The following is a 15,068-nucleotide window of genomic DNA, read 5'->3' as shown; positions in this document are numbered from 1 at the left end:
GATGAAGAATCCGGCGAGAGGAGTCCCCGTGAGCAATGTGGACAGTTTTGGTGCCAAGGGCGTATTGGACGTCAAGGGCAACGAATATGAAATTTACCGGCTGAACGCCGTCGAAGGTGCGCAAAGCCTTCCGTACAGCCTCAAGGTTCTGTTGGAGAACCTGCTTCGCACCGAAGACGGTGCGAACATCACCGCGGACCACGTCAAGGCCCTGGGCCAGTGGGATCCCGCATCCGAACCCAACACCGAAATCCAGTTCACCCCGGCACGCGTCTTGATGCAGGACTTCACCGGTGTTCCGTGCATCGTTGACCTCGCCACGATGCGCGAGGCCGTCAAGGACCTTGGTGGCGACCCCACCCGCGTGAACCCGTTGGCACCTGCCGAAATGGTCATCGACCACTCCGTGCAGATCGACGCATTCGGCAACGCCGGTGCGCTCGAGCGCAACATGGAGATCGAGTACCAGCGCAACGGCGAGCGTTACCAGTTCCTGCGCTGGGGCCAGACCGCGTTTGACGACTTCAAGGTCGTCCCGCCGGGCACCGGCATCGTGCACCAGGTGAACATCGAGTTCCTGGCCCGCACCGTGATGACCCGCGAGGTCGGCGGCGTGCTGCGTGCCTACCCGGACACCTGCGTCGGCACCGACTCGCACACCACCATGGTCAACGGCATGGGCGTGCTGGGCTGGGGCGTGGGCGGCATCGAGGCCGAGGCAGCAATGCTCGGCCAGCCGGTTTCCATGCTGATCCCGCGCGTGGTGGGCTTCAAGCTCTCCGGCGCGATCGCCGCCGGCGCCACCGCCACCGACGTTGTGCTGACCATCACCGAGATGCTGCGCAAGCACGGAGTTGTGGGCAAGTTCGTGGAGTTCTACGGACAGGGCGTTGCCGAGGTTCCGCTGGCAAACCGCGCGACCATCGGCAACATGTCCCCGGAATTCGGTTCCACTGCGGCCATGTTCCCGATTGACGATGTCACCCTGGACTACCTGCGCCTGACTGGCCGCTCCCAGGAGAACGTGGACCTCGTCGAGGCCTACGCCAAGGAGCAGGGCCTGTGGCACGACCCGAGCCGCGAGATCCGCTTCTCCGAGTTCCTCGAGTTGGACCTGTCCACCGTGGTTCCCTCCATCGCCGGCCCGAAGCGTCCCCAGGACCGCATCGAGCTCTCCAGCGCGAAGGAGCAGTTCCGCAAGGACATCCACAACTACGCCGCAGGCGCAGCCGACGAGCTGAACATTGGTCGCCCGTCGACCAGCGTTGAGGTCACCAAGGCCGACGGAACGTCCTTCTCGATCGACCACGGCCTGGTTTCCATCGCCTCGATCACCTCCTGCACCAACACGTCCAACCCCTCGGTCATGCTTGCCGCAGCACTGCTGGCACGCAAGGCAGTGGAAAAGGGCCTCGTGGCCAAGCCGTGGGTCAAGACCTCGGTCGCCCCGGGCTCGAAGGTCGTCACCGAGTACTACGAGAAGTCCGGCCTCATGCCGTACCTGGAGAAGCTCGGCTTCTTCATCGTGGGCTACGGCTGCGCAACCTGCATCGGCAACTCCGGCCCGTTGGACGCTGAGATCTCCGAGGCCATCCAGGCCCACGACCTCTCCGCCACCGCGGTGCTCTCGGGCAACCGCAACTTCGAAGGACGCATCAACCCGGACGTGAAGATGAACTACCTGGCGTCCCCGCCATTGGTCATCGCCTACGCCCTGGCCGGCACCATGGACTTCGACTTCGAGAACGATTCCCTGGGCACCGACGAGGCCGGCAACGAGGTGTTCCTCAAGGACATCTGGCCGACCCCGACCGAGGTCCAGGCGACCATCGATTCCTCCATCGACGAGGGCATGTTCGCCCGCGGCTACGAGGGCGTCTTTGACGGCGACGATCGCTGGAAGGCGCTCGACACCCCGGCAGGCAACACCTTCGAGTGGGCCGAGGATTCGACCTACGTCCGCAAGCCCCCATACTTCGAGGGCATGCAGGCAACCCCGGCTCCTGTCGAGGACATTTCCGGTGCGCGCGTACTGCTGAAGCTGGGCGATTCGGTCACCACCGACCACATCTCCCCGGCGGGTTCCTTCAAGTCCGATTCCCCGGCCGGCCAGTACCTGCTGGCCAACGGCGTGGACCGCAAGGACTTCAACTCCTACGGCTCGCGCCGTGGCAACCACGAGGTCATGATTCGCGGCACGTTCGCGAACATCCGCATCCGCAACCAGATCCTGGACAACGTCGAGGGCGGCTTCACTCGCGACTTCACCCAGGAAGGTGCTCCGCAGGCCTACGTCTACGACGCTGCGCAGAACTACAAGGAAGCCGGCACCCCGCTGGTCGTCTTGGGCGGCAAGGAATACGGTTCCGGCTCCTCGCGTGACTGGGCTGCCAAGGGCACCGCGCTGCTGGGCGTCAAGGCCGTCATCACCGAGTCGTTCGAGCGCATCCACCGCTCGAACCTGATCGGCATGGGCGTTCTCCCGCTGCAGTTCCCGGCCGGCGAAAACGCCGAGACCCTGGGCCTGACCGGCACCGAGACCTTCTCCGTCGAGGGAGTGACCGAACTCAACAACGGCACCACCCCCAAGACCCTGAAGGTCACCGCCGTGGCGGAAGACGGCAAGAGCGTCTCCTTCGATGCCGTCCTGCGCATCGACACCCCGGGCGAGGCAGACTACTACCGCAACGGTGGCATCCTGCAATACGTCCTGCGTCAGATCTCCGCCAACTAATCGGTTAGCGCCAGATCCACGCTCGCAAGGGCGGGCCGTACCGGAGAAATCCGGAACGGCCCGCCCTTGCGGTCTTTAACCCGGCCTTGGCGCCCTTGGCTTCTTCAACGTCCAGGGAATCGCGGGAAACAAGAGTTCGCCTCGGGGCAGCGCGATGGGCGGCGGCATATCCATGGCGGCCGTTCCTGTTTTGGGCTTTACTGGTCCCACACCCATTGCTGCAATTGGAACGAGGTCGAAAATCATGGATTCAGGCCAGCTGGTGTGGACCATCGTCATCATCGTTGTCGTCTTGGCAGTCCTTGGACTCGTGTTTTTCCTTGGCCAGCGGCGGAAGAAGGAGAAGGACCACGAGCGGGCGGAAACCCTCCGCGAGTCGGCGGCAGACGACGAGCTCAATGCCCGGGAGAGCGAGGCCAAGGCCGCCCGGGCGGCCGCAGACGCCAAACAGGCCCAGGTTGACGCGGATCGCCTGCAGGCAGAGGCGCGCAACCAGACCGCGGACGCCCAGTCGGCACGCGCCAGCGCCCATGAACAGGCCACCAGGGCCCAATCGCTTGACCCGGATGCCGAACCCGGGGACGGCCGGGATCTCGACGGCTCCGTCGCACCACGGGACCCGGCCGACGATCCCCGCCAGCCAAGGAGGGCGGACGGAACCGGCGGTGGACGGGTGGACCGGGACGACGGCGCCGCCGGGCACTGACCTGTGCCATCACCAAGGCCACCGTGGGGTGGTCCCGGCGTTCGTTGGCCCGGGGGAGAGCGGGGGCGGCCTCATTCGTGGATGCCCGGCCCGCGACGGCTTCGAAGTGCGGCTCCGGGACAATGGCGACTAGACGGTTGCGGTCCCGAGCTCGTCGTTCAACGCCGCCACCCGAGCGGCAATGTCATCCCGCAGGAATTCCATGCGCTCCCGTTCGGTGGCCAGGCCAGCGGGGGCCTCGGCGGGAACCCAGCGCTCCATGGCGACGCCCTCGAGCTCGGGAACCTTCGCCCCGCCGACGATGATGACCCGGTCCGCGGCGCGCAGCGCCTCCTCGGTCAACGCGGTGGGGACCTCGGCACGCATGTCGGCGCCGACTTCCTCAACCACCGAGGCTGCAAGCTCGTTGATGTGGTGGGCCGGAATAAGCCCGGCGGATTCCACCGCCACCGCATCGCCGGCCGCCTGGCGCAGCAGCGCCGCGGCCAGCTGGGACTTGCCTCCATTGGTGTTGCAGACAAAGAGGACCGAGGGGGTCCGGGGGTGCGAAGTGCTCATGGCTCTGGGGATCCTTGGTCGCGGTAGGGGGTGCTGAAGGACGTGGTTTGCCCACAACATGATCCTACGCAAGGGCGGCCCCGCCGGGCCAACACCCGCGGGGGGCGGGGCGGGACATTGTGGCGTGCACCGCCATGGTGCCCGGCGGCAAGGGACGAGCGGTAAGATTGAACGGGTATTTGCCACTGCGAAAGGAATGCCTCCGTGCCACTGCTCCCGACCATCAAGGAACCGCGGGACCTGCGTGGCCTGGACGCGGCTAAAATGCACCAGCTGGCCAAGGAAATCCGCTCCTTCCTGATCAAGAACGTGGCCCGCACCGGGGGCCACCTGGGCCCCAACCTCGGCGTGGTCGAGCTGACCCTGGGCATCCACCGGGTCTTTGATTCACCCACCGACTCCATCATCTTCGACACCGGGCACCAGTCCTACGTGCACAAGCTGCTGACCGGACGCCAGGACTTCTCCACGCTGCGCCAGGCCGGCGGGCTCTCCGGCTATCCCGAACGTGCCGAGTCCGTGCACGACATCGTCGAGTCCTCCCACGCCTCCTCCTCGCTGTCCTGGGCCGACGGGATCTCCCGCGCCCGCAAGCTCACCGGGGAAGCCGACCGCTACGTTGTGGCCCTGGTCGGCGACGGCGCCCTGACCGGCGGCATGGCCTGGGAGGCAGTGAACAACATCGCCGCCGACAAGGACCGCCGCGTGGTCATCGTGGTCAATGACAACGGCCGCTCCTACGCCCCGACCATCGGCGGCCTCGCCGACCAACTGGCCGGGCTGCGCCAGCGCCTGGACATGTTCCGCACGCACCCGGCCTACGAAAACACCATGGACAGGCTGAAGAACCGCCTGAAGGACTCCGGCCCCGTGGGCCAGTTCACCTACAAGTCCCTGCATGCCACCAAGAAGGGCATCAAGGACTGGTGGGCACCCCAGGGCCTCTTCGAGGACCTGGGCATGAAATACATCGGCCCCATCGACGGGCACAACCAGGCCGCCGTCGACCAGGCGCTGCAGCAGGCCCGCAACTTCGGCGGACCGGTCATCGTGCACGCACTGACCGAAAAGGGCCGCGGCTACGCCCCGGCCCGCGCCGACGAGGCCGACCAGTTCCACGCCGTCGGGGTCATCGACCCGCAGACCGGCGAACCGGTCTCCAAGGCCTCGGCGCGTTCCTGGACCTCGGTCTTCGGCGAGGAGATCGCCGACATCGCCGATGAGCGCCCGGACATCGTGGCGATCACCGGCGCGATGCTGCAGCCGGTGGGCCTGAAGACCATGTCCGAGCGGCACCCCGAACGCGTGCTGGACGTGGGAATCGCCGAACAGCATGCCATGACCTCGGCCGCGGGCCTTGCCTTCGGCGGCCTGCACCCCGTGGTCTGCGTCTACGCGACCTTCCTGAACCGGGCGTTCGACCAGCTGCTCATGGACGTCGCCCTGCACAAGGCCGGCGTCACCGTCGTGCTTGACCGTGCCGGGGTCACCGGGCCGGACGGGCCCAGCCACCACGGCATGTGGGACATGGCCCTGATGCAGATCGTGCCCAACCTGAACCTCGCAGCCCCCCGCGACGCGGTGCGGCTGCGCGAGGAATTGCGCGAGGCGGTGGCCATTTCCGACGCACCCTCGGTCGTGCGCTTCTCCAAGGGCAATGTCGGTGCGGAGATCGTGGCGATCCAGCGCCTGCACGACGGGGTGGACGTGCTGGCCAAGCTCGGCTCCGGCGAGGAACGCGACGTGCTCATCGTCTCGGTGGGTGCCATGAGCGAACTCTGCCTGGACGTCGCCGCGCGCCTGAACGCCCAGGGCATCACCGTCACGGTGGTCGACCCGCGCTGGGTGCTGCCGGTGCCGCGCTCCATCATCGGCCTGGCCGCCCGCCACCGCATCGTGGTCTGCGTCGAGGACGGGGTCCGCGCCGGCGGCGTGGGTTCGCGCATCCGCCAGGAAATGCGGGCCGCCGGAGTCGACACCGCCCTGAACGAGGTGGGCCTGCCCACCGAGTTCCTCGCCCACGGAACCCGCGACCAGGTCATGGAGCGGGTGGGGCTGACCGCCGACCGGATCGCGAACGACACCCTGGCCCAGGTGCTGGGCACCAAGGTCCCCTTCGCCCGTCCGCTGCCGGGGGCCGAGATGCCCACCGGACAGATCCCGCAGCTGTGAGCGCCGCAGCGCCCGTGCCCGCGAACCTGCCCCGGGACCCGGCCGGGGCCGTCCCCGGGGACCTGGTGGTGGTGCGCGCCTGGAAATACAACGGGACCCCGCACTGGGTGGTTCCCGGGCGCTACCTCGGCGCGGATGCCCATGGCCACTGGATCTACCAGCCCGCCGGCTCCCTGGTCTCGCGCCCGGGCCACGGGCACTGGGCCGACACCGACGCGGTGTGCCTGGTTCCGCGCGCCGGGCAGTGGCTGGGCACCTTCTACGACGACCCCGCCGAGGACTTCCGCGTGTACCTGGACCTGTCCACCCAGATCGGCTGGCGGGAACTTTCCCGCGGCGGGTGGGAAGCGAACTCCGTGGACATGGACCTCGATGTCATAGATTCGCGCTCACGCGGGATCTTCCTTGACGACGAGGACGAATTCGCGGAGCACGCCGCCCTCATGGACTATCCGCGGGAACTCGTGGAGTCCATCGGCGACGAGGCCAGGGCGCTGCTTAGTTCCCTCAGTGAGTCGCGCGCCCCCTACGACGGCACCGCGACCGGCTGGCTGGTCCGCGGCCGCACCGCATTTTCAGACGCATCATCCCGCTAAGGAGCACCACCGCATGTCAATAGTCCGCACCTACCGCCGCGACGAAGACGGAACCATGTACTTCCGCGAGGCCTGGTTCTCCACCTACGAGGGCGAGGAGCTCGGCCAGTTCGTCGTGAACCACGGCACCGTGGGGCACCAGTCCAAGACCGAGACCGCCAAGGACGTCACCGCGGCGACGGCCGAGGGACTGCTGGCGGCGTTCACCGAGGCCTGCCAGGAGGACGGCTTCGTGCCGCTGGCCGAGGAAGACCAGGGGTGGGTCATCGTGCAGTACGCGCTGAAGACCGCCACCGGCACCGACAGGGACAAGTACCTGGAAACCACCGCGAAGGAAGCACTCGTCGGCCACCTGGCCTGGCGCGGCCTGGGCACCGTGGAGTCCTCCGACTACGCCCCGCACAAGCTGAACATCCGCATCCTCTCCCCGGAGCCCAAGAAGGCAGTTGCTGCCATCAAGACGTGCCTGCGCGAGGCCAAGCTGGACTTCACCAAGCTGTCGATTGCGACCGCGCCGTTCGAGGACGTCGAGAAGGCCAGGCAGGCCTACCCGCTGCCGGCCAAGGCGCCGTTCACCCTGGCCTAGCAACCCCGACCCGATGCCCGGCAGCGAGGAATCGTTGCCGGGCATCGTGCTGCCCGGGGCTCCTCAGGCCCTGCGATCCTGCGTCCCGGTGCCTGGCGGCGGGAGGCAGCGGGCGCGCAGGGCCTGGACGCCGGGGCCCGTGAGCTCGTCGCAATAGGCGCCGCGTCCGGCCATGGCCATCACCAGCGCCATGGTGGTGCCGGCTACCAGGGGGCCGTCGCCGATCGCGAACGGGCCGTCGGTGGCCTCGAGGCGCAATCCTGCGGCGTTGGTCTTGCTGGGGACGGTGAAGTCGCCCTTGGCCAGGAAGCCCGCAACGGCCGTTGCGGCCTCGATTCCTACTCGTTGCGCGATCCCCAACGGATGGCGGATGTCCTGGGAGTGGATGATGACCTCGCCCAGCCAGGCCTCGACCGGACCGAAGGTCGCGGTGGTGCTGGTGATGATTTCATTGAAGCCCTCGAGCGTCTGGGCCGGGGTGGCACCGAGATGTTCGGCCAGCCGCCTGTCGTTGTGCAGGTCGAAGTCGAACCGGGCACCCAGGACGCTGCCGAACCAACGCGCCGGTCCGATGCTTGCCGCGGCGGTGAGGTGGGCCAGGGTTTCCCTGACGCTCCAGCGGCCGCACAGCGAGGGTGTGGCCCATTGGGAGTCCTCGAGCGTGGCGAGGTCCTCGGCAAGGACGGCGCGCTCAACGTGTGCAGCGTTCCATAGTTGGCGGCGTGCGGTGTTCCTGGTCAAGGATTCTCCGATCTCGGCGTATGGACCGGAGTCTAGCAAGCCGTGGCCGGGGGATGAAAAAGCGGGCGGGGTCCCTCGCCGATTTCTCGGCAAAAGGATCCCGCCCGCCATGGCCGCCTCAACAGGCCGCCGGTGTTGCTACTTAGTCGGTGCCCGAATCGAAGGCGGCGCGCTCCAGGGCGCGGTCGCCTGCGAGCTCGTCGGCGTCAACAGCCTCGGCATCGACGATCGCCGAGGCTCCGCCGGCCTCCAGCTCGCCGACCAGCTTCACGGTCTTCTCGCCCAGCAGGCCCTGGTTCGCGTACTGCTCCAGGCGCGAGCGGGAATCGGCGATGTCCAGGTTGCGCATGGTCAGCTGGCCGATGCGGTCCAGCGGGCCGAAGGCCGAGTCGCCCACGCGCTCCATGGACAGCTTGTCCGGGTGGTAGCTGAGGTTCGGGCCCACGGTGTCGAGCACGGTGTAGTCGTCGCCGCGGCGCAGGCGCACGGTGACGGTGCCGGTGACGGCGGAGCCGACCCAGCGCTGCAGGGACTCGCGCAGCATCAGTGCCTGCGGGTCCAGCCAGCGGCCCTCGTACATCAGGCGGCCCAGGCGGCGGCCCTCTGCGTGGTAGTTGGCCACGGTGTCTTCGTTGTGGATCGCGTTGAGCAGGCGCTCGTAGGTGATGTGCAGCAACGCCATGGCCGGCGCCTCGTAGATGCCGCGGGACTTGGCCTCGATGATGCGGTTCTCGATCTGGTCGCTCATGCCCAGGCCGTGGCGGCCACCGATCTTGTTGGCTTCGTCAACCAGGGCGACGGCGTCGGTGAAGACCACGCCGTTGATGGCGACCGGGCGGCCGGCCTCGAAGGTCACCGAAACGTCTTCGGTCTTGACCTCGACCGACTCGTCCCAGTAGCGCACGCCCATGATCGGCTCAACCGACTCCAGGGAGGTGTTGAGCAGCTCGAGGGTCTTGGCCTCGTGGGTGGCGCCCCAGATATTGGCGTCGGTGGAGTAGGCCTTCTCGGCCGAGTCGCGGTACGGGAAGTCGCGCTCGACGAGCCATTCGCTCATTTCCGAGCGGCCGCCGAGTTCCTGGACGAAGGCCGGGTCGAGCCACGGCTTGTAGATGCGCAGCTTCGGGTTGGAGAGCAGTCCGTAGCGGTAGAACCGCTCGATGTCGTTGCCCTTGTAGGTCGAGCCGTCGCCCCACACGTCCACGCCGTCTTCGCGCATGGCACGCACCAGCAGGGTGCCGGTCACGGCGCGGCCCAGCGGGGTGGTGTTGAAGTAGGCCTTGCCGCCGGAGCGGATGTGGAAGGCGCCGCAGGCCAGGGCCACCAGGCCCTCTTCGACCAGGGCCGGCTTGCAGTCGACCAGGCGTGCGGCCTCGGCGCCGTATTCCAGGGCGCGGCCGGGGACTGCATCAATATTCGGTTCATCGTACTGGCCAAGGTCGCCGGTGTACGTGTAAGGGATCGCACCCTTTTCACGCATCCAGGCAACTGCGACGGAAGTATCAAGGCCACCGGAGAACGCGATACCTACGCGTTCGCCAACGGGCAGGGAGGTGAGGACTTTAGACATGCTCCCCATCCTATAGCGTGCAAGGGAGTTTCCGCGGAACAATGACAAGTCTGCAGGGCGACATGCAACGGCCCGAAAAGCAGGCCATACTTGAGTTTTCCGGGGGCCGTGGTCACGGGCCCGTGCCGGTGGCGCCTGCGCGGGCGGCACCGTATGCATAATTATTTGAAGGGATGAATCCTTATGAGCACTGTGGAGTATCGCCGTTTGGGCAATTCCGGGCTGGTGGTTTCGGCCGTCGGGCTCGGCTGCAACAACCTGGGCCGTGCCGGCACCGCAACCGAGCACCAAGCCGGAACCGACGCCGTCATCGACGCCGCCCTTGAGTCCGGAATCACATTCTTCGACGTGGCCGACACCTACGGCAGGGAGCCCGGGCTCTCGGAAACCATGCTCGGCAAGGCTCTGGGCAAGCGCCGCGACGAGGTCGTGATCGGCACGAAGTTCGGCATGGACATGGGTGGGGCCAACGGCAACGACTTCGGTGCCCGCGGCTCGCGCCGCTACATCGTCCGCGCCGTGGAAGCCTCGCTGCGGCGCCTGGGCACCGAGTACATCGACCTGTACCAATTCCACACCCCTGACCCGCTGACCCCCATCGCCGAGACCCTCGCGGCGCTCGATGACCTGGTCCGCTCCGGCAAGGTGCGCTACCTCGGGCATTCGAACCGCGCCGGATGGCAGATCGCGGAGGCCGAGTTCACCGCCCGCGCCGCCGGCGGGGCGCGCTTCATCTCCTCGCAGAACCACTACAACCTGTTGGATCGCCGCGCCGAGCTCGAGGTCGCGCCCGCGGCCGAGGCCTATTCGCTGGGCCTGCTGCCGTACTTCCCGCTGGCCAACGGACTGCTCACCGGCAAGTACTCCGGCGGCACGGCCCCCGAGGGCTCCCGGCTGACCCATGCCCGGAGGCACCTGATGGACACCGTGGACTTCGGGCAGCTGCGCGACTTCGGCGCGTTCGCCGCCGCCCGCGGGCTGACCGAACTTCAGGTCGCCTTCTCCTGGCTCGCCTCCCGGCCCTCGGTCGCCAGCGTCATCGCCGGGGCCACCCGCCCCGAACAGGTGCGGCAAAACGCCGACTCCGCCGGCTGGAAGCCGGGTGCCGGGGACCTGGCCGAGCTGGAGGCGATCTTCCCCGCCGTGCCCAAGATCGCGCTCTTCTAGGCCATGGCATTCCCGCGCACCCGGATCCTGGTCGACAACGACACCGGGATCGACGACGCACTTGCCCTGGCCTACCTGGCCGCCTGCCCGCACGTTGAAATCGTGGCGGTCACCTCCTCGCCCGGAAACGTCGACGCCGACCGGGTCGCCGCGAACAACCGGGCGCTGCTGGCGCTGTGCGGGCAGCCCCAGGTGCCGGTGCTCATCGGTGCGCGCGAACCCCTGGCGGTCCCGCTGGTCACCACCCCGGAAACCCACGGCCCGCAGGGCGTCGGCCATGCCACGCTGCCGGATCCCGGCCCCGCGCGCACGGACCGGGATGACGCCGTCGAGTATTGGATCGAGGCCGCGCGCGCCGCCCCCGGGGAACTGACCGCGCTGCTGAGTGCCCCGCTGACCAACTTTGCGCTCGCCCTGCGCCGCGAACCCAGGCTGCCGTGGCTGCTGGGCCGGGTGGTGATCATGGGCGGGGCCTTCTACCACCAGGGCAACACCACCCCGACCGCGGAGTGGAACACGCACGTCGACCCGCATGCCGCCGCCGAGGTCTACGCCGCCTACACCGCTGCAGCCGCCGCCGGGCTGGAGGCAGAGAGGCTGCCGGTCGTGTGCTCGCTGGACAGCACCGAGCGCTTCGAGATGCGCCCGGGGTTGCTCACCGACCTGGCCGCCGCCGCCGGCTGCGCCGAACCCGAGATCGTGCTGCCCGGGGACCCGGAAGGCAAGCGCAGCGCGTCCCCGAACCCGCTGGTGCGCTACCTCTCCGATGCCCTGCGTTTCTACTTCGAGTTCCACCGCGCCTACGACCAGGGCTACATTGCCCACGTGCACGACTACTTTGCGGCCGGGATCGCCGCCGGCACCCTGGAGTACCGCAGCGCCCCTGCCACCGTGGACGTCGAAACCGACTCCCCGCTGCTCATCGGAACCACCGTGGCGGACTTCCGCTCGCTCTGGGGCAAGCCGGCCAACGCGCACGTCGTGTCCTGGAACGACCCGGAAGCCGGGTTCGCCGAGCTCGTCGCGCGGCTCGGTGCCCTGGCCCGGCGGATCGATACGGCCTCCTGAGCGAAGCGGCCGCCGACCGCGTCGGCTAGAATCGTTCTCCGGGCCGAGGTGACATTAGGCCCTGTTCCCGCTTCCCGGCGCCACCGGCATCCCCGGCGGCGCCCACCCGCACCCGAGGAATGACCCCCATGTCACCGAACCTGACCCTGCCCGAGAACGCCACCGGGCACCCGCTGCGCCGCCGGCTGATGGCCGCCGCCGGAGTGCTCCTGCTGATGGGCACCTACACCGCCCTGGTCCTGACCCAGCCGGCCGGCCTCATCGACGGCCTCGGCCAGGGCGTTGCCCTGGCCACCTTCGCCGCCTACCTGGCCGCCGCGATCCTGCTGCTGGCAGCCGTGCTGCCCGAACTTCCCGTCGCCACCCTCACGCTGATCCCCGTGGCCCTGGCGCTGAACATCGTGCTGGGCCAGTTCGTCGGCTCCGTGATGATCCCGCTCTACCTGGACTCGCTGGGCACCGTGCTCGTCGGCTTCCTGGCCGGACGCCGGGCAGGCGCCGCCACCGGCGTGCTCGGCACGCTCATCTGGTCGCTGTTCAACCCGACGGTGCTGCCCTTCGCCGCGGGTGCGGCACTGGTCGGCTTCCTGGCCGGAACCGCCGCCCGCTTCGGCGCGCTGCGCCGCCCCTACCTGGCCCCGGTCGCCGGACTTGTCGCCGGCGTGCTGGTCGGCGTGCTCTCCGCACCCGTCGCCGCGTTCGTCTTCGGCGGGACCTCCGGGGTCGGCACCGGCGCCCTGGTCGCCGCGTTCCGCTCGATGGGCGACTCGCTGCTGGGCGCCGTCACCAAGCAGGCGCTGATCTCGGATCCCGGGGACAAGGCCATCGTCTTCCTGCTCGCAGCGCTCCTCATCTACGCGCTGCCCGGGCGGCTGACCGCCGGATTCGCGTTCGTCCGCCGCTACCGGGTTCTTGGCCGCCGCGGCTCCCGCTAGGAACGTGCCCGTGCCCCGCACCGCGCCGCTGCATCCCTTCACCGTGCTCGCCCTCGCGGCGGCGGTCGTGGCCACCACCACGGCGGCCGGCCGCTGGTGGCTGAGCTGCACGGTGTTGCTGGGCTGCCTGCTGCTGGCCGTGTGGGCGCGCCGCGCACGCAGGCTGGCGGGGCTGGCCGCTGCCATCCTGGCACCGGCCTGGGGATCCCAGCTGCTCATCCACGGGATGGTCGACACCGCCGGCAGCCAGGTGCTGGCGGCCGCGGGCCCGCTGCGGATCACCGCCGAGGGACTGCGGCTTGCAGCCGAACTGGGGCTGCGCACCGCCGTCCTGGTGGTCGCCGGGCTGCTGTGCACGCTGTTGATCGACCGGCACGACCTCGTCGCCGCCGTCGACCTTTCCGGCGCCCCGCCGCAACTGGGCTACCTGGTGGCGGCCACGCTGTCCCTGCTGCCCCGGTTGGCGCAGCGGCAGCGGGCCATCGGGGAGGCGCAGGCGCTGCGCGGGGCCGCCGCGGGAGCCGGACCGCTGGGCTGGTGGCGGCGCGTGAGGCTGCGCTCGGTGCCGCTGGTCCTCTCGGCCCTGCAGGACGCAGCGGACCGCTCCACCCACCTGGCCGCGCGCGGCTTCCCGGCCGCCGGGCCGCACACCCGCTTGCGCAGCGTGCCGGACTCGGCAGGACAGCGCCGGCTGCGCCGCATTGCCATGGCCTGCATCGTCCTGGGCCCGCTGGCGGTCCTGGCCCCGACCTGGATGGAGCTGGCATGAGCGCGGGCCGGGACACGGTCCTGCGGCTGGCCCTGGAACGCTTCAGCTATTCCGGGGCCGAAGGCGACACGCTGCGCGACATCGACCTGTCCCTTGCGCCCGGATCGCTGACGGTGATCGCGGGGGACTCCGGATCGGGAAAGTCCACGCTCGGCGCCGTGCTGGCCGGGATGCTGCCGCGGCACGGGGGCGACGAGCTGGAGGCGACGCTGCACCTGGCCGGGCAGGAGATCCGCCACACCGCCGGTGCCGGGCCGCGCATCGATCCGGTGGGGTGGGCCCGCCAGGTCGGGATGCTGCCCCAGGACGCCCGCCACTACCTCTCCGGGGTGCGCGAAACCGTGGAGGAGGAACTGGCCCTCGGCCTCGAGAACGCCGGGGTGCCGCGCGCGCGGATGCGGGAGCGGATCGCCGCGCTCGCGGACCGGCTGGGGCTGCACGCCTTGCTGCCCCGCGATCCGGGGAAGCTCTCCGGCGGGCAGGAACGCCTCGTGGCGCTGGCAGCGCTCGCCCTGGACGCCCCGCCGGTGCTGGTCCTGGACGAACCGCTTGCAGGGCTTGACGCCGCGGCGGCGGCCCGCGTCTCGGCACTGGTCGGGCGGCTGCGCTCCGCAAGCACCGCGCTGGTATTGCTCACCCGCTCCCGGGACCGGCTCGCGGCCGGCGCCGACCGGGTGTTGTTCCTGCGCGGGGGAAGCTGCCACGAGGCGGACACCGCCGTGGCGCCCCGCACCGCAACCGCGGCGAACCGCCGGCCGCTGTCCCATGCGTCGGTCCTGCTTGAATTTGCCGGAGTCGACCTCGGCTACGCCGCTTCGGCCGAGCCCATTGTGGCCGGCCTGGACCTGCGGCTGCGGGCCGGTGAGTGTGTCGCGCTCACCGGGCCGAACGGGTCGGGGAAGACCACCGTGCTCAAGGCCGCCGCCGGCCTGCTGCGCCCCGGCGCCGGAGAAATCGTGCATCGAACGAACCCCGGCGGGTCAGTGGGGATGCTGCTGCAGAATCCCGCCGACCAGCTCTTCGAGCGGACCGTCCACCGCGAGGTCGCCTTCGGCCTGCCCCGGCGCGGCCCGGAGGCGGCCCGCGTCCCGGCGGTGCTGGATGCGCTGGGGCTCGCCGCGGCGGCGGACACCCACCCCTACGAGTTGCCTGCCTCCGCCCGCCGCCTCGTGGCCCTGGCCACGGTGCTGGTGCGCGAGCCGATGGTGCTGCTGCTCGACGAGCCGACCGAGGCGCTGGACGCGCACGGGGTGGAGCGGCTGCACATGGCGCTGGGGGCCGTGCTGGAGCGCGGCGGGGCCGTGCTGCTCGCCAGCCACGACGAGGCGTTCATGGCCGCCGCCGCGCACCGCGTGCACCGGCTGGGAGCGCCAGGGGGCATCCGGGCCTAGGCCCTCCTGTTGCGGCGGGACGGACCCCCGGGCGGCGAATCCGCCCTCCGGGCCGGTATTGTGGGATTTCTTGGG

The 15,068-nt window shown here is 69.4% G+C and carries 13 protein-coding genes; 10 read left to right on the top strand and 3 right to left on the bottom strand.

Annotated elements, in window-relative coordinates; translation table 11 throughout:
• The first annotated feature begins 28 nt into the window (after nt 1–28).
• Both acnA and KRR55_RS14425 read left to right on the top strand, forming a co-directional pair.
• A complete protein-coding gene (gene acnA / locus KRR55_RS14430; protein ID WP_336245128.1) occupies nt 29–2,734 on the top strand; it encodes an aconitate hydratase AcnA in 2,706 nt (901 codons plus the stop codon).
• Nucleotides 2,735–2,978: 244 nt separating this feature from the next.
• Nucleotides 2,979–3,440 carry a hypothetical protein gene (locus tag KRR55_RS14425; RefSeq protein ID WP_217389817.1) on the top strand — a complete coding sequence of 154 codons (462 nt, stop codon included), beginning with the start codon at nt 2,979–2,981 and terminating at the stop codon, nt 3,438–3,440.
• 129 nt (nt 3,441–3,569) lie between these two features.
• Here the strand turns inward: KRR55_RS14425 and KRR55_RS14420 are convergent, their stop codons facing one another.
• Nucleotides 3,570–3,998, bottom strand: a complete 429-nt coding sequence (locus KRR55_RS14420) for an arsenate reductase/protein-tyrosine-phosphatase family protein (protein ID WP_217389816.1) — start codon at nt 3,996–3,998, stop codon at nt 3,570–3,572.
• Between the two features lie 204 nt (nt 3,999–4,202).
• Here KRR55_RS14420 and dxs point away from each other — a divergent pair, with 204 nt between their 5' ends.
• The 3 genes from dxs to KRR55_RS14405 are packed head-to-tail and all read left to right on the top strand — an operon-like array spanning nt 4,203 to nt 7,352.
• On the top strand, nt 4,203–6,170 hold the full coding sequence (gene dxs / locus KRR55_RS14415) for a 1-deoxy-D-xylulose-5-phosphate synthase (protein ID WP_217389815.1): 1,968 nt from the start codon (nt 4,203–4,205) through the stop codon (nt 6,168–6,170).
• Nucleotides 6,167–6,766 carry a DUF402 domain-containing protein gene (locus tag KRR55_RS14410; protein WP_217389814.1) on the top strand — a complete coding sequence of 200 codons (600 nt, stop codon included), beginning with the start codon at nt 6,167–6,169 and terminating at the stop codon, nt 6,764–6,766. Before dxs ends, KRR55_RS14410 begins: the two co-directional genes overlap by 4 nt.
• Before the next feature lie 13 nt (nt 6,767–6,779).
• A complete protein-coding gene (locus tag KRR55_RS14405; RefSeq protein WP_217389813.1) occupies nt 6,780–7,352 on the top strand; it encodes a hypothetical protein in 573 nt (190 codons plus the stop codon).
• Between the two features lie 63 nt (nt 7,353–7,415).
• On the opposite strand, the gene KRR55_RS14400 is transcribed toward KRR55_RS14405, so the two are convergent.
• On the bottom strand, nt 7,416–8,093 hold the full coding sequence (locus KRR55_RS14400) for a maleylpyruvate isomerase family mycothiol-dependent enzyme (protein ID WP_254456247.1): 678 nt from the start codon (nt 8,091–8,093) through the stop codon (nt 7,416–7,418).
• Nucleotides 8,094–8,235: 142 nt separating this feature from the next.
• A complete protein-coding gene (gene argG, locus KRR55_RS14395) occupies nt 8,236–9,663 on the bottom strand; it encodes an argininosuccinate synthase (RefSeq protein ID WP_217389811.1) in 1,428 nt (475 codons plus the stop codon).
• A gap of 183 nt (nt 9,664–9,846) precedes the next feature.
• Here argG and KRR55_RS14390 point away from each other — a divergent pair, with 183 nt between their 5' ends.
• The 5 genes from KRR55_RS14390 (at nt 9,847) to KRR55_RS14370 (ending at nt 14,993) form a co-directional block, all read left to right on the top strand.
• Complete coding sequence (locus KRR55_RS14390; protein WP_217389810.1) at nt 9,847–10,830, top strand: aldo/keto reductase; 984 nt, start codon at nt 9,847–9,849, stop codon at nt 10,828–10,830.
• A gap of 3 nt (nt 10,831–10,833) precedes the next feature.
• Nucleotides 10,834–11,898 (top strand): nucleoside hydrolase, encoded by a 1,065-nt coding sequence (locus KRR55_RS14385; RefSeq protein WP_217389809.1) that lies wholly within the window; start codon nt 10,834–10,836, stop codon nt 11,896–11,898.
• A 128-nt stretch (nt 11,899–12,026) separates the two neighbouring features.
• Nucleotides 12,027–12,833 (top strand): ECF transporter S component, encoded by an 807-nt coding sequence (locus KRR55_RS14380; protein WP_217389808.1) that lies wholly within the window; start codon nt 12,027–12,029, stop codon nt 12,831–12,833.
• Between the two features lie 10 nt (nt 12,834–12,843).
• Nucleotides 12,844–13,602 (top strand): CbiQ family ECF transporter T component, encoded by a 759-nt coding sequence (locus tag KRR55_RS14375; RefSeq protein WP_217389807.1) that lies wholly within the window; start codon nt 12,844–12,846, stop codon nt 13,600–13,602.
• The gene (locus KRR55_RS14370) at nt 13,599–14,993 is read left to right on the top strand and encodes an ATP-binding cassette domain-containing protein (RefSeq protein WP_217389806.1); all 1,395 of its coding nucleotides are present in this window, start codon (nt 13,599–13,601) and stop codon (nt 14,991–14,993) included. The genes KRR55_RS14375 and KRR55_RS14370 overlap by 4 nt, the downstream gene beginning before the upstream one ends.
• Nucleotides 14,994–15,068: the final 75 nt, after the last annotated feature.

The organism is Paeniglutamicibacter quisquiliarum, from assembly GCF_019084045.1.
GTDB classification, from domain to species: Bacteria; Actinomycetota; Actinomycetes; order Actinomycetales; family Micrococcaceae; genus Paeniglutamicibacter; species Paeniglutamicibacter quisquiliarum.
The sequence above is the reverse complement of the archived record's forward strand: the minus strand, read 5'-3'. Positions and strand labels throughout refer to the sequence as shown.

Coding starts and splice junctions, on each gene's coding strand:
- KRR55_RS14425 (WP_217389817.1), top strand. CDS start 2,979: ATGGATTCAGGCCAGCTGGTGTGGACCATCGTCATCATCGTTGTCGTC.
- KRR55_RS14420 (WP_217389816.1), bottom strand. CDS start 3,998: ATGAGCACTTCGCACCCCCGGACCCCCTCGGTCCTCTTTGTCTGCAAC.
- KRR55_RS14405 (WP_217389813.1), top strand. CDS start 6,780: ATGTCAATAGTCCGCACCTACCGCCGCGACGAAGACGGAACCATGTAC.
- argG (WP_217389811.1), bottom strand. CDS start 9,663: ATGTCTAAAGTCCTCACCTCCCTGCCCGTTGGCGAACGCGTAGGTATC.
- KRR55_RS14390 (WP_217389810.1), top strand. CDS start 9,847: ATGAGCACTGTGGAGTATCGCCGTTTGGGCAATTCCGGGCTGGTGGTT.
- KRR55_RS14385 (WP_217389809.1), top strand. CDS start 10,834: ATGGCATTCCCGCGCACCCGGATCCTGGTCGACAACGACACCGGGATC.
- KRR55_RS14380 (WP_217389808.1), top strand. CDS start 12,027: ATGTCACCGAACCTGACCCTGCCCGAGAACGCCACCGGGCACCCGCTG.
- KRR55_RS14370 (WP_217389806.1), top strand. CDS start 13,599: ATGAGCGCGGGCCGGGACACGGTCCTGCGGCTGGCCCTGGAACGCTTC.